The 14594-nt window shown below is 64.0% G+C and carries 12 protein-coding genes; 7 read left to right on the top strand and 5 right to left on the bottom strand.

What is annotated here, in order from left to right; translation table 11 throughout:
* Window positions 1-234: 234 nt before the first annotated feature.
* The 3 genes from acnA (at window position 235) to AC0L3U_RS15645 (ending at window position 4962) form a co-directional block, all read left to right on the top strand.
* The gene (acnA, locus tag AC0L3U_RS15655) at window positions 235-2955 is read left to right on the top strand and encodes an aconitate hydratase AcnA (RefSeq protein ID WP_473362310.1); all 2721 of its coding nucleotides are present in this window, start codon (window positions 235-237) and stop codon (window positions 2953-2955) included.
* A gap of 231 nt (window positions 2956-3186) precedes the next feature.
* Window positions 3187-3978, top strand: a complete 792-nt coding sequence (locus tag AC0L3U_RS15650) for a DUF1223 domain-containing protein (protein ID WP_473362309.1) — start codon at window positions 3187-3189, stop codon at window positions 3976-3978.
* Between the two features lie 615 nt (window positions 3979-4593).
* Window positions 4594-4962 carry a DUF2794 domain-containing protein gene (locus AC0L3U_RS15645; RefSeq protein ID WP_007598853.1) on the top strand — a complete coding sequence of 123 codons (369 nt, stop codon included), beginning with the start codon at window positions 4594-4596 and terminating at the stop codon, window positions 4960-4962.
* 112 nt (window positions 4963-5074) lie between these two features.
* Here AC0L3U_RS15645 and AC0L3U_RS15640 read toward each other — a convergent pair whose 3' ends face one another.
* From AC0L3U_RS15640 to AC0L3U_RS15625, 4 genes are all read right to left on the bottom strand, one after another.
* Complete coding sequence (locus tag AC0L3U_RS15640; protein ID WP_473362308.1) at window positions 5075-5605, bottom strand: GNAT family N-acetyltransferase; 531 nt, start codon at window positions 5603-5605, stop codon at window positions 5075-5077.
* A gap of 224 nt (window positions 5606-5829) precedes the next feature.
* Complete coding sequence (locus tag AC0L3U_RS15635; RefSeq protein WP_007598855.1) at window positions 5830-6621, bottom strand: Bax inhibitor-1/YccA family protein; 792 nt, start codon at window positions 6619-6621, stop codon at window positions 5830-5832.
* Window positions 6622-6891: 270 nt separating this feature from the next.
* Window positions 6892-9462, bottom strand: a complete 2571-nt coding sequence (locus tag AC0L3U_RS15630; RefSeq protein WP_473362307.1) for an ABC transporter permease — start codon at window positions 9460-9462, stop codon at window positions 6892-6894.
* The gene (locus AC0L3U_RS15625; protein WP_007604314.1) at window positions 9459-10181 is read right to left on the bottom strand and encodes an ABC transporter ATP-binding protein; all 723 of its coding nucleotides are present in this window, start codon (window positions 10179-10181) and stop codon (window positions 9459-9461) included. Before AC0L3U_RS15625 ends, AC0L3U_RS15630 begins: the two co-directional genes overlap by 4 nt.
* A 55-nt stretch (window positions 10182-10236) precedes the next feature.
* On the opposite strand from AC0L3U_RS15625, the gene AC0L3U_RS15620 reads away from it, so the two are divergent.
* Together AC0L3U_RS15620 and thpR are read left to right on the top strand one after the other, a co-directional pair.
* Window positions 10237-10884: an arylesterase gene (locus AC0L3U_RS15620; protein ID WP_473362375.1), complete on the top strand. Its 648-nt coding sequence runs from the start codon at window positions 10237-10239 to the stop codon at window positions 10882-10884.
* Window positions 10885-11071: 187 nt separating this feature from the next.
* On the top strand, window positions 11072-11608 hold the full coding sequence (gene thpR, locus AC0L3U_RS15615; RefSeq protein WP_007598862.1) for an RNA 2',3'-cyclic phosphodiesterase: 537 nt from the start codon (window positions 11072-11074) through the stop codon (window positions 11606-11608).
* 67 nt (window positions 11609-11675) lie between these two features.
* Here thpR and AC0L3U_RS15610 read toward each other — a convergent pair whose 3' ends face one another.
* Window positions 11676-11930 carry a type II toxin-antitoxin system VapB family antitoxin gene (locus tag AC0L3U_RS15610; RefSeq protein ID WP_354201509.1) on the bottom strand — a complete coding sequence of 85 codons (255 nt, stop codon included), beginning with the start codon at window positions 11928-11930 and terminating at the stop codon, window positions 11676-11678.
* Between the two features lie 138 nt (window positions 11931-12068).
* Between AC0L3U_RS15610 and zapE the strand changes: the two genes are divergently transcribed.
* Both zapE and mdh read left to right on the top strand, forming a co-directional pair.
* Window positions 12069-13253, top strand: coding sequence for a cell division protein ZapE (gene zapE, locus AC0L3U_RS15605; RefSeq protein ID WP_473264764.1), 1185 nt, complete (start codon window positions 12069-12071; stop codon window positions 13251-13253).
* 202 nt (window positions 13254-13455) lie between these two features.
* Window positions 13456-14424 (top strand): malate dehydrogenase, encoded by a 969-nt coding sequence (gene mdh, locus AC0L3U_RS15600; RefSeq protein ID WP_007598869.1) that lies wholly within the window; start codon window positions 13456-13458, stop codon window positions 14422-14424.
* The last annotated feature ends 170 nt before the right edge of the window (window positions 14425-14594 follow it).

Here is a 14594-nt window from a genome sequence, read left to right as displayed (position 1 = left end):
GTACCAACCCGCTCAACGTCAGGCCTCAGGAAAACTTGGGGTAGCGTATGGGAATTTTTGGCTCGCGGATTGCCGCGGCACGTTTGTGGCTGTGGCGGCGCGGTTAGAAAGCTTCTATAAGCCCGGAACTACTTGATGCAGCAACTCAACCTGCCCCTGCAAGCGACTCAGCCTGCCTACGCTGACGGTGTTAAAATACCCTGCCGGGTATAACTGACAATTGGGATTTCCTACATGACCTCGCTCGACAGCTTCAAATGCAAAAAGACCCTCAAGGTCGGCGCCAAGACCTATGTCTATTACAGCCTGCCCACGGCCGAGAAGAATGGTCTGAAGGGAATTTCGAAACTCCCCTATTCGATGAAGGTCCTGCTCGAGAACCTGCTCCGCAACGAGGACGGCCGCTCGGTCAAGAAGGCAGACATCGTCGCGGTGTCGAAGTGGCTGCGCAAGAAGTCGCTGGAGCATGAGATCGCCTTCCGCCCGGCGCGCGTGCTGATGCAGGACTTCACCGGCGTGCCCGCCGTGGTCGATCTCGCCGCGATGCGCAACGCGATGCAGAAGCTCGGCGGCGATGCCGAGAAGATCAATCCGCTGGTGCCGGTCGACCTCGTCATCGACCACTCCGTGATCGTGAACTTCTTCGGTGACAACAAGGCCTTCGGCAAGAACGTCACCGAGGAATACAAGCAGAACCAGGAGCGCTACGAGTTCCTGAAATGGGGCCAGAAGGCGTTCTCGAACTTCTCCGTCGTGCCGCCCGGCACCGGCATCTGCCACCAGGTCAATCTCGAATATCTCTCCCAGACGGTCTGGACCAAGAAGGAGAAGATGACGGTCGGCAAGAAGACCGGCACCTTCGAGGTCGCCTATCCCGACTCGCTGGTCGGCACCGATTCCCACACCACCATGGTCAACGGTCTCGCCGTGCTCGGCTGGGGCGTCGGCGGCATCGAGGCGGAAGCCTGCATGCTCGGCCAGCCGCTGTCGATGCTGTTGCCCAATGTCGTCGGCTTCAAGCTGAAGGGCGCGATGAAGGAAGGCGTCACCGCGACCGATCTCGTGCTGACCGTGACGCAGATGCTGCGCAAGCTCGGCGTCGTCGGCAAGTTCGTCGAGTTCTTCGGCCCCGGCCTCGACCATCTCTCGGTCGCCGACAAGGCGACGATCGCCAACATGGCGCCCGAATATGGCGCGACCTGCGGCTTCTTCCCGGTCGATGCCGCCGCGCTCGATTATCTCAAGACCTCCGGCCGGGCCTCGGCGCGCGTCGCGCTGGTGCAGGCCTACGCGAAGGCGCAAGGATTGTTCCGCACCGCCAAGTCGCCCGATCCGGTGTTCACGGAGACGCTGACGCTCGACCTCGGCGACGTCGTGCCCTCGATGGCCGGCCCGAAGCGCCCGGAAGGCCGCATTGCGCTGCCGTCCGTAGCCGAGGGCTTCTCGCTCGCGCTCGCCAGCGAATACAAGAAGGCCGAGGAGCCGGAGAAGCGCTTCGCCGTCGACGGCAAGAAGTTCGACATCGGCCATGGCGACGTCGTGATCGCCGCGATCACCTCCTGCACCAACACCTCGAACCCGAGCGTGCTGATCGGTGCCGGTCTGCTGGCGCGCAACGCCGCCGCGAAGGGCCTCAAGGCAAAGCCGTGGGTGAAGACCTCGCTCGCCCCGGGCAGCCAGGTGGTGGCGGCCTATCTCGCCGATTCCGGTCTCCAGGCCGATCTCGACAAGGTCGGCTTCAACCTGGTCGGCTTCGGCTGCACCACCTGCATCGGTAATTCCGGTCCGCTGCCCGAGGAGATCTCGAAGTCGATCAACGACAATGGCATCGTCGCGGCTGCGGTGCTCTCCGGTAACCGCAACTTTGAAGGCCGTGTCTCGCCGGACGTGCAGGCGAACTACCTCGCCTCACCGCCGCTCGTGGTCGCCCACGCGCTCGCGGGCACCGTCACGAAGAACCTCGCGGTCGAGCCGCTCGGTGAAGGCAAGGACGGCAAGCCGGTCTACCTGAAGGACATCTGGCCGACGACAAAGGAGATCAACGCCTTCATGAAGAAGTTCGTGACCGCGGCGATCTTCAAGAAGAAGTATGCCGACGTGTTCAAGGGCGACACCAACTGGCGCAAAATCAAGACCGTCGAGAGCGAAACCTATCGCTGGAACATGAGCTCGACCTATGTGCAGAACCCGCCCTATTTCGAAGGCATGAAGAAGGAGCCGGAGCCGGTCACCGACATCGTCGAGGCCCGCATCCTCGCCATGTTCGGCGACAAGATCACCACCGACCACATCTCGCCGGCCGGTTCGATCAAGCTCACCTCGCCCGCCGGCAAATATCTCAGCGAGCACCAGGTGCGACCGGCCGACTTCAACCAGTACGGCACGCGGCGCGGCAACCATGAAGTCATGATGCGCGGCACCTTCGCCAATATCCGCATCAAGAACTTCATGCTGAAGGGCGCCGACGGCAATATTCCGGAAGGTGGCCTCACCAAGCACTGGCCCGACGGCGAGCAGATGTCGATCTACGACGCCGCGATGAAGTACCAGCAGGAGCAGGTGCCGCTGGTGGTGTTCGCCGGCGCCGAATACGGCAACGGCTCCTCGCGCGACTGGGCCGCGAAGGGCACGCGTCTGCTCGGCGTGCGCGCCGTGATCTGCCAGAGCTTCGAGCGCATCCACCGCTCCAATTTGGTCGGCATGGGCGTGCTGCCGCTGACCTTCGAGGACGGCACCTCCTGGTCCTCGCTCGGCCTGAAGGGCGACGAGAAGGTCACGCTGCGCGGCCTCATCGGCGACCTCAAGCCGCGCCAGAAGCTGACCGCCGAGATCGTCTCCGGCGACGGTTCGCTGCAGCGCGTTTCGCTGCTCTGCCGCATCGATACGCTGGACGAGCTCGAATACTATCGCAACGGCGGCATCCTGCACTACGTGCTGCGCAAGCTCGCGGCGTAAGCGCGGATTTGTGAACGGTGGCTCACTGCGAAGTGAGTAGTAGGTTACACGAAGGCGGCCTATCACAAGGCCGCCTTCACGCGTTTGCGGCAGGCTTCAGATGGGCCCGCCCGGCAGAGAACCTCGCCTTGCACGGTTCTTGGACGGACGAATGTGTGAGGCCCGTAAGACTACGGTGACCATCCGGCGGTAAGATTTCCCTCTCACGAGCAATGGTGTGCGGCGTTCGACATGACAACAATGACGGCTTCTCATCTGGTTTCACGCAACGTGATCTCGAGGTGGTCCGGCGCCCTCTGGTCGGGTGCACTTGGTCTCTGTGCGATCGTCGCCGTCATTCGTCCTGCCGAGGCTGACCCCCGCGCCGTTGTCGAATTGTTTACCTCGCAGGGCTGCTCCTCCTGCCCACCGGCCGACAAGATCATCGGCGACCTCGCCCGCGATCCCTCGATCATCGCGCTGAGCATGCCGATCGACTATTGGGACTATCTCGGCTGGAAGGACACGTTGGCCGATTCGCGCTTCTCTGCACGGCAGCGTGCCTATTCGCGCATGCGCGGCGACCGCGAAGTCTACACGCCGCAGGTCGTGGTCAACGGCTCCACGCATGTCGTGGGCAGCGACCGCACCGGCATCGAAAGCGCCATCGGCAAAACCGACACGGGCACTGGTGTGATGAGCGTGCCGGTGACGATGTCGCTCGCGGGCAAGCAGATCAACGTCTCGGTGGCCGCGAGCAAGGAGCCGACGGCGTCCCACGGCGAGGTCTGGATCTGCTCGATTGCGAAGTCGGTGCCGATCGCGATCAGCCGCGGTGAAAATCGCGGACAGCAGGTGATCTATCACAACGTGGTGCGCAACCTGCTGAAGGTCGGCGACTGGACCGGCCGTCCGGAAAGCTGGACGGTGCCGATCGAGAACCTCACGCGTGACGGCGTCGACGGTGCCGTGGTCTATGTTCAGGACGGCAGCCGCGAGAAACCAGGCCCGATGCTGGGCGCGGCGTACACGTCGCTGCACTGATTTGCTTCACTCTTCCTAGGCGTCGTACTCGCTCTCAACGCTCATGGTGAGGAGCGCGCTCTTGCGCGCGCCGCGGACGATGCTGCGCATCGCCGCGAGAACCATGCAGGCCCGCTGATGCAATTCAGCCTCGATCCTTCGAGACGCCGCTTCGCGGCTCCTCAGGATGAGGGGAGAGAGTTTGCGCTGAGATGGTGAGATCCGTCGCGGCAGAAACATCCCGACCCAAACCAAACCGACACAAACAAAAAAGGACCAACTCGCGTTGGCCCTCCTTGTCGTGCGAACAGACCCGATCCTGACGGCCCCGGGGGGCTGGGGGCTGAGGAATCCGGAACCGAAAGGACCGGGTCAACGCACACAGGTCTTTTCGCAATGCAGGGCGGCAGTCGCTTGGCGGAAAAGCGGCGACACTATGATTCCTGCTAACGATCCCGTGACGGTTTGCCGCGACAGAGTTCCACCGCTGCGTGTGGGCGGTTTGCTCCGGTCCAGCGTCCTTACAGGGCCCCTTGCGGCGGGGAACAGTTGGCGCGATCATGCAACTGTCATGATCCGCGGTTCCGGGGACGGTCTTCGCGGACGCGGTCATGCTGATGCGACAGGAGGCGGCCTATGAGTCTGTCGGAGGATGCCGACCCGAGCGAACAGCGCGCGGCGGCGCGCCCCGCCGCTTCGAATGCGCAACTGAGCCGCGTGACGTTCAACCGGCTCGAGCTGCACCGTATTCTCAATCTCTACGGCCGGATGGTCGCCGACGGCGAGTGGCGCGACTACGCCATCGACTTCCTCAGGGATCGCGCCGTGTTCTCGGTCTTTCGCCGCGCTTCGGAAGTGCCGATCTATCGCATCGAGAAGGATCCGCGCCTCGCGCGCAAGCAAGGCATGTACAGCGTGATCTCGGCGACGGGCTTGATCCTTCGCCGTGGCCACGAGCTCGAGCGCGTGCTCCTGGTGATCGATCGCAAGCTGGCGGTGGTGTAGCGGCGCGCTCGGTGCTGTAGGGTGGGCAAAGGCGCATCGCGCCGTGCCCACCATCTTTCGTCAAACGCGTTGGCTATGGTGGGCACGCTTCGCTTTGCCCACCCTACGAGACCTATTTTGCCGGCACGCTCTTCGCGCCCTCACCAAGATCCCGCTGCATCATCACCGTGTCCAGCCAGCGGCCGAATTTCAGCCCGACGCTGGGATGCGTGCCGATCATCTTGAAGCCGCCCCTGGTGTGCACGCCGATCGAGCCGGCATTGGCGGAATCGCCGATCACGGCGATCATCTGGCGGAAGCCGCGCGCCTCGCATTCGACGATCAGCCGCTCCAGCAGGAGCGCCCCGATGCCGCGGCGGTGGAAAGAGGGATCGAGATAGATCGAGTTCTCGACCGTGAAGCGGTAGGCCGGCCGTGGCCGGTAGGCGCCGGCATAGGCGTAGCCGGCGACGCGCCCGTCGAGGATGGCGACGAAATAGGGATAGCCGCCGTCGATCAGCGTGCGGTAGCGGCGCGTCATCTCGGCGAGGTCGGGCGGCTCCAGCTCGAACGTCGCGGTGCCCTCGCGGACAGCCTGCTGGTAGATGGCGGTGATGGCGGGAAGGTCGGCCTCAGTGGTGGGCCTGATTTCGGGTGCGGACATGGGGCAAGATTAGAGCCTTCCCGGGACGACTGGAAGAGGCGAACGGCCTCCGCACGTCGTCATTGCGAGCGAAGCGAAGCAATCCAGAAATGCGTCCGTGGAGGGACTCTGGATTGCTTCGGCGCAAGAGCTCCTCGCAATGACCGTGGTTGAGGGAACATCACGCCCAAACAAAAACCCCGGCCTTTCGGCCGGGGCTGGTGTCGTTCGCTCTGGTCTGGCGCTTAGTCGCGCTGGCCGAGGAGCTGCAGGAGCAGCGTGAACAGGTTGATGAAGTTCAGGTACAGCGACAGCGCGCCGGTGATGGCCGCACGCTCTGCGATGTCACCGCCGGCCGAGGCGTAGCCGTAGATGTAATCGTTCTTCAGCCGCTGGGTATCCCAGGCGGTGAGGCCCGCGAACACCAGCACGCCGACCACCGACACCACGAACTGCAGCACCGAGCTCGCCAGGAACAGGTTCACCAGGCTCGCGATGACGATGCCGATCAGGCCCATGAACAGGAACGAACCCATTCCGCTCATGTCACGCTTGGTCGTGTAGCCGTAGAGGCTGAGCGCGCCGAAGGTCGCCGCGGTGATGAAGAACACCCGCACGATCGAGGTGTGCGTGAACACCAGGAAGATCGAGGACAGCGAGACGCCCATCAGCGCCGCGAACACCCAGAACAGGATCTGGGCGGTCGAGGGAGCGAGACGGTTGATGCCCGCCGAGATCACGAACACCATGGCGAGCGGCGCGAGCATGAACAGCCACTTCAGCGGGCTGACGAACATCGCGTAGCCGAACGGCGTCAGGAACAGCTTGCCGACGCGGACGGCTTCCGGGGTCGGAACGTCCGTCACGGCGGCCATGTAGACGCCGAGCGCGGCCAAGCCGGTGATGGCCAGGCCGATGCTCATGTAGTTGTAGATGCGCAGCATGTAGGCGCGCAGGCCGGCATCGACCGTCGCGGCGTCAACACGCCCGGCGGCCCTGCCGAAAGGAGAAGCGTAATTGCGGTCTAGGTCCGACATGGTCGAATTCCCGTTGGTTGGTCCGGTCCGGCATGAGGGTCGCCATGCCGCCGGTTCGTCAAATTCTATCTCGGATACCGATGTCTGCCGACTAAATTTTGGCTAACAATCGGGGCTCCGAACCCATTCGATATGTGGGAAACTAACACATCCGCTGCAACCGTCCACGCGCGGCTGAATGTCGCCCTTCCCTGCAATCCAGACGAGCGGACGTGGTTAATCGCCGGAATCGTGCGATTTCGCTCCCGCGCACCCGCCCGCTACCATTTGTCACAAATTCCGCAACACCGTGGCGGGCTTTTTGTTCAACGCCAGCAGCGTACCGGCGAGACCCAGGCCGACCGTGACGACCAAGGCAGCCGCGACCACGCCGGCGGCGCTGCCGCCCTGCCAGACGAAAGTGAGGGTCATCAGCCGGGTCACGATCATCCAGGCCGCGACGCTGCCGGCGAAAACGCCGAACATTGCGGTGGCAAGTCCGATCAGGAGGTATTCGAGCGCATAGGCGCCGAGCAGCCGCAGCCGGGTCGCGCCCAGGGTCTTGAGGATCACCGCATCGTAGACCCGATGGCGGTGGCCGGCGGCGAGCGCGCCGCCCAACACCAGGATCGCGGAGATCAGGGTCACCGCGCTGGCGCCGCGGATTGCCAGCGCCAGGTTGGTCACGACCGAGCCGACCGTCTCCATCACCTCGCGCACGCGCACGCTCGTCACCATCGGATAGGCGTCAGCGACATCCTTGATGATCTTGCCGTCGCCGGCCGCATCGCCGCCGGCTTCCGTGAGAGTCGCGATGTGGGTGTGCGGCGCGCCTTTGAAGGCGTTCGGCGAGAACACGAGGACGAAATTGATGCCGAGGCCCTGCCAGTCGATCGTGCGCAGATTGCTGATCTTCGCGGGGATGTCGCGGCCGAGGATATTGACCACGACCTCGTCGCCGAGCTTGAGGCCGAGTCCGTCTGCGATCTTCTTCTCCATCGAAACTAGCGGCGGGCCGGCATAATCGGCGCTCCACCACTCGCCCTCGACCACCTTGGAGCCCTTCGGCAGCTCGGCGGTATAGGTCAGGCCACGGTCGCTCTGGAGCACCCACTCGGAATCGGTGCTGGGCTTGAGCTCCTCGGCGCGGACGCCACGGGCTCCGACGATGCGCCCGCGCAGCATCGGCACGTCATCGACCTTCGCGCCAGGGGCGATCTGGCGCAGATATGAGTCGAACTGCTCGGCCTGCGTGCTCGGAATGTCGATGAAGAAGAACGATGGCGCGTGCTCGGGCAGTGCCGCCAGGAACTGCCGGCGCAGATTGCCGTCGATCTGGGTGATGGTGACGAGCACGGCGAGCCCGAGGCCCAGCGACAGCACGACCGAGGGCGTCAGCGCGCCCGGCCGGTGGATGTTGGCGATCGCAAGTCGCAGCATCGGCCATCGCGTGCGCGGCAGCCGCCGCGCGATCGTCATCAGCAGCGCGGCAATGCCACGCAGCAGCGCGAACACGACCACGGAGGAGGCCACGAACACGGCGGCGATGCGCTTGTCGAAGGAGAGGCCAATTACGACCGCGATGAGCAGCGTGATCACGACAGCCATGAAGACGAGATAACTCCAGCGTGGCCGATGCCATTCGGAGCTGATGGTGTCGCGGAACAGGGCGGCCACGGGCACGTCGTGCACCCGGCCGAGCGGCCACAGGCCGAAGGCAAGCGCCGTGAGCAGCCCGTAGACGAACGACAGCGCGAGCTCGTTGGCATGCACCGCCGGCACCACCGGCAGCGGCAGCAGCTTGCCGAACAGGCCGACGATCGCGAAGGGCATCGCGGCGCCGAGCGCGAGGCCGATCGCCGAGCCGATCGCGGCGAGCAGGAGAACCTGGGCCAGATAGATGCCGAACACGTCGCGCCCGGTGGCGCCGACGGCCTTGAAGGCCGCGATCACCTCGAGCTTGTGGTCGATATGGGCCTTGACGGCATTGGCGACACCGACGCCACCGACCAGCAGCGCGGCGAGGCCGACCAGCGTCAGGAACTGCGTGAAGCGGTTGATGTTGCGCTCGAGCTGCGGCGAGGCATTGGAGCGGCTGCGGACCTCCCAGCCGGCCTGCGGCGCGGCGTTGCGGGCGTCCGCGATGAAGGCGTCGGTGGCGCGCTCGCTATTGGCGATCTCCGGCAGCTTCACACGATAGACCCAGCGCACCAGGCTGCCGGGCTGGACCAGCCCGGTGGCTTGAAGGCCCGCTTCGCTGATCAGGAAGCGCGGGCCGAAGCCGATGCCGCCGGCGAGCTTGTCGGGCTCGGCTTCGACGGCGCTGCGGATCTGGAACGTCGCAGCCCCGACGGTGACGCGATCGCCGGTCTTGAGCGACAGCCGCGCCAGCAGTGTCGGATCGGCGGCCGCTCCGAACGCGCCGTCGCGCTCCGCGAGCAGGTCGGACATCGGCAGCGGTGGCGCCAGCGTCAACTGGCCCAGCATCGGATAGGTGTCGTCGACCGCCTTCATCTCGACCAGCGCCAGCTTGCCCTCGGCCGAGCGCGCCATGCCGCGCAGTGTGGCGGCGCTCGAGACAGTGCCGCGCGAACGCAGGAAGGCGACTTCCTCCGGCTTGGCCTCGCGCTGAAACAGGACGAATGACACGTCGCCGCCGAGCAGGGTACGGCCCTCGCGGGCGAGGCCGTCGCTCAGGCTCGCCGAGACCGAGCCGACACCGGCGATCGCCATCACGCCGAGCGCGATGCAGGCGATGAAGACGTAGAAGCCGCGCAGGCCGCCGCGCAATTCGCGCAGCGCGTAGCGCAGTGACAGCGCGACGCCGTTGGGCTTCGCGAACGGTTCGGCAGCAGCGCTCATGCCGGCGCCGACTGCGTGTCGATGCGGCCGGAGCGCAGGCGGATCACGCGATCGCAGCGATGCGCGAGCGAGGAATCGTGCGTGACCAGCACCAGCGTCATGCCGCGCTCGGCATGCTTGCTGAACAGGAGGTCGACGATCTGTTGTCCCGTGGCTTCGTCGAGATTGCCGGTCGGCTCGTCGGCAACGAGGATCGCGGGATCGGGCGCCAGCGCGCGGGCCAGCGCGACGCGCTGCTGCTCGCCGCCGGAGAGCTGCGTCGGATAATGGTGCAGACGGTCGCCGAGCCCGACCGATTGCAGCTCCTGCGCCGCGCGCTTGGCGGCGTCGGGATTGCCCGCAAGCTCGAGCGGCACCGCGACGTTCTCCAGCGCGGTCATGGTCGGGATCAGATGGAAGGACTGGAAGACGATGCCGACCTGGCGGCCGCGGAAGCGGGCCAGCGCGTCCTCGTCGAGGGCATTGAAAGGCGTGCCGCTGACCACCACCTCTCCGCTATCAGGACGCTCCAGCCCCGCCATCACCATCAGCAGCGTGGATTTGCCCGAGCCTGACGGGCCGATCAGGCCGATCGTTTCGCTCCGGCCCACGCGCAAGCTGATATCCTTGAGAATGTGAACGCGTGCCGCGCCCGTACCCAATGACAGATTGACGTTGGAGATGGCGATGGTGTCCGCCGAGCTGTCGGCGAGCGAAGAGGAAGAGATGCGAGTATCCATGGTCCGGTCATATGGCAACTCCGCACGCGCGGTCGAGAGGCGTTACGGATTGTTCATGCACATAGCCGTGTTGATGCTCGCTTTGATGACGGTCGCAAATCCGGCGTGGGCTCCGGCATGGGCCGAGGCGGCGAAACCGATCAAGCTGGTGGTTCTCGGCGATTCCTTGAGCGCCGGCCTCGGCCTCCCGGCTCAGGAAGCATTCCCCACAAAACTTCAAAAATCTTTGCAAGACAAAGGCATAGAGGTCGATATGACCAACGCCGGGGTCTCCGGCGACACCTCCTCCGGGGGCCGTGACCGGCTCGACTGGTCGGTCCCCGACGGAACCGACGGTGTGGTCATCGAGCTCGGCGCCAACGATGCGCTGCGCGGCATCGATCCCGATTTGACGCGCACCGCGCTGACCGAGATCGTACAGCGCCTCAAGGCGCGCAAGATCGCGGTGATGCTGTGCGGCATGCTGGCGCCGCCGAATTACGGCGCGGACTATGCCGCGCGCTTCAATTCGATTTACCCGGATCTGGCGAAAAAATTCGGCGTGCCGCTCTATCCGTTTTTTCTTGAGGGTGTCGCAGCCGATACCAAGCTCAACCAGGCCGACGGCATTCATCCGACCGCGGTCGGCGTCGACATCATCGTCAGGAATATCTTGCCCACGGTTGAGGCATTCATTGGCACGATAGCTGAGCAGCGGCGTTGAAAAGCAGGCAGCGCCGACCGTAATTCCCAGGGTTTTACCGGGGTGAGGCGGGCGATGCTTCGCAGAGTCACACAACTGCGATAGGAATTAAGGTACCGGTGATTCGTCGCCGGCTCTAAAATTTGGATATGATCTTGCCTTGGGATCTTGCCCCGGGATCATGCCCAAGCATCGGGAGTGCGAAACGATGCCGCGTTTGTTCACTGGTCTGGAAATTCCGGCCGAGATTGGCCAGTCGCTTTCCAATTTGCGGGGCGGCCTTCCCGGCGCCCGCTGGATCGATCCCGAAAATTACCACGTCACACTGCGCTTCATCGGCAATATCGACGGCATGTCCGCCAACGAGATCGCCTCGATGCTGTTTCGCGTCGACCGCAAGCCGTTCGAGGTGAAGGTGCAGGGTTTGCAGAGTTTCGGCGGACGCAAGCCGCGCGCGGTGGTGGCCACCATCGTGCCGAGCAAGCCGCTGATGGAATTGCAGGCCGAGCTCGAGCGCCTGATGCAGCGGATCGGCCTCGACCCTGAGGGCCGCAAGTTCATCCCGCATGTCACGCTGGCCCGGCTGCACGACGCCACCGACCGTGACGTCGCCGATTATCTCTCGCTGCGCGGCTATTTTCCCAGCAAGGCGTTCACGGCCGAACGTTTCGTGCTGTTCTCGTCTCGCGCCTCCACCGGCGGCGGCCCGTATGTGGTCGAGGACGCGTACGAGCTGTGTGAGTGAGTCTGGCTCGCAGAAGATGGAGCGACGCCGACCCATATGGCGCGTAGATGCCTAGCATCGACTGAAGTCAGAATGGCAATCCGTGTTCGTCGTATCCAACTATTTCGTCGGGCATCCGGTCGGCTAATACAGGCAGCTCGCTCCAGCGTCGACGGATTGCGGCCATATCCTCCAAAAGAGCAGTTTTGCAGTACTGATTGTCGATGCGCCTGAGGCGCTCTTCGATAGCTCGCGTCGTAGCAAGGGCAACCGTCTCGCCAGTGAGTTGCGCCAGACGCCTCGCGAGACGTTCGACCTCGGAGTCCTCGATACTAAGGGCCATGCCAGGAACCTCAAAGTAGTCGCTTTAGCCCTGTGATATCTCAATTATTCGCCTCCGACCACGTGGATGTGGGTGCGCGCATAAGCCTTTGCGCCAATACGGAGTTGCAATTTCCGCTCATCTCTGGCGGTAAAGAGCATGCTCTCGACCCCCAGTTCCTCATTTCGCGAGGCCTATCAGGCCCAGATCGCGTCCGGCGCGATCGAGCCCGATGCCGCGCAGGCCGAAATTGCCGACGCCTATGCGGCGCTTGATCAGCGGCTCGCCGACTACAAGCCGGCGCGCAAGCAGGGCCTGCTCAGCCGCCTGTTCAGCAGCGACAAGGACGAGGCGCCGCACGGGCTCTACGTCCATGGCGAGGTCGGTCGCGGCAAGACCATGCTGATGGATCTGTTCTTCCAGCACTCGACCGTCGAGCACAAGCGGCGCGCGCATTTCCACGAATTCATGGCCGAGGTGCACGAGCGCATCTACGATTTTCGCCAGGGCATCGCGCGCGGCGAGATCGCCGACGGCGACGTCATCGCGCTGACCGCGCATGCGATCTTCGAGGAGAGCTGGCTGCTCTGTTTCGACGAATTCCACGTCACCGACATTGCGGACGCGATGATCCTCGGCCGCCTGTTCGCAAAGCTGCTGGAGCTCGGCACCGTGGTGGTCGCGACCTCCAACGTCGCGCCTGACGACCTCTACAAGGGCGGCCTGAACCGTTCGCTGTTTCTGCCCTTCATCAGGCAGATCACCGACCACATGGACGTGCTGCGGCTCGACGCGCGCACCGACTTCCGGCTGGAAAAGCTTCAGGGCGTGCCGATGTGGCTGACGCCGGCAGACACTGAGGCGGACGCCGCGCTCGACCGCGCCTGGTCGAAGATGTCAGGCGGCGCCAAATGCAAGTCGCGGGATATTTCGATCAAGGGCCGCATCCTGCACGTGCCGTGCTCGGCCCACGGCGTGGCGCGCTTCGCGTTCGCCGATCTCTGCGAGAAGCCGCTCGGGGCATCGGACTATCTCTGGCTGGCGCACGATTATCACACCATCCTGGTCGACCATATTCCAGTGATGGACATCTCCCAGCGCAACGCCGCCAAGCGCTTCATCACGCTGATCGACACGCTCTATGACAATGCCGTGAAGCTGATGGCCTCGGCCGATGCCAACCCGATCTCGCTCTATCTTGCCAACGAGGGCAACGAGGCCAACGAGTTCAAGCGCACCGCCTCGCGCCTGATCGAAATGAGCTCGGAATCCTATCTGGCGCTGCCCCACGGCCGCAAGGATTCCACCGCCAGCGGCTCGACCAAAGGTTTGGTTGAGACTTAAAGGGTCTGGCGGGGACTTAAGTCCTATTTGCCAGCGCTGTCATTCCGGGCTCGGCGCTTCCCAAGCCCCGGAATGACGAGGTTGCGCTCGAATACGCGGCAAGCCCGACAATTGGGCAACCCGTGACTTGAACGGGGGAGGCGAAAGGGATAACCACCCGTCTCAGTTTTCCCCTCCTTACGTGTCTAAAGGACAGGCTCACATGGCGCGCGACAAGATTGCTTTGATTGGCTCCGGTCAGATCGGCGGAACGCTGGCTCATCTCATCGGCCTGAAAGAGCTGGGCGACGTGGTGATGTTCGACATCGCCGAGGGCGTGCCGCAGGGCAAGGCGCTCGACATCGCGCAGTCCTCGCCGGTCGACGGCTTTGACGCGCACTACACCGGCGCGAACTCCTACGAGGCGCTCGACAACGCAAAAGTCTGCATCGTCACCGCCGGCGTGCCGCGCAAGCCCGGCATGAGCCGCGACGACCTCCTGTCCATCAACCTCAAGGTCATGGAACAGGTCGGCGCCGGCATCAAGAAGTACGCCCCCGACGCCTTCGTCATCTGCATCACCAACCCGCTCGACGCGATGGTCTGGGCGCTGCAGAAGGCTAGCGGCCTGCCGCACAAGAAAGTCGTCGGCATGGCCGGCGTGCTGGATTCGTCGCGCTTCCGCTACTTCCTGGCCGACGAGTTCAACGTTTCGGTCGAAGACGTCACCGCCTTCGTGCTGGGCGGCCATGGCGACACCATGGTGCCGCTGGTAAAATACTCCACCGTTGCCGGCATCCCGCTGCCCGATCTCGTCAAGATGGGCTGGACCTCGCAGGCGCGCCTCGACGAGATCGTCGACCGCACCCGCAACGGCGGCGCCGAGATCGTCAATCTGCTCAAGACCGGCTCGGCCTTCTACGCGCCGGCGGCTTCCGCGATCGCGATGGCCGAGAGCTATCTGCGTGACAAGAAGCGCGTGCTGGCCTCGGCCGCCTATTTGAACGGCGAATACGGCGTGAAGGACATGTATGTCGGCGTGCCCGTCGTGATCGGCTCCAAGGGTGTCGAGCGCGTCGTCGAGATCGAGCTCGTCGGCAAGGACCGCGAAGCCTTCGACAAGTCGGTCGGCGCGGTGCAGGGTCTGGTTGACGCCTGCAAGAAGATCGCACCCGATCTTCTGGGCCGCTAAGGTCGAAACATTCCGCCGAAGATCGAAAACCGGTCTTCGGCGGTTTCATTTCCGGGCTCCGCCAAACCTTGTTTAAGGTTGGGGGGGGTGCGGGTCCGCAAGTCCAGAGATCGATGTCAGAGAATCCGGGTTGCAGTTCCTGTGGTATATGGTATGCCAGCCACAAGACT

Source organism: Bradyrhizobium sp. Kon69 (genome assembly GCF_055807515.1).
Note: the sequence above shows the minus strand (reverse complement) of the source record. Positions and strands in the feature narration are given on the sequence as shown.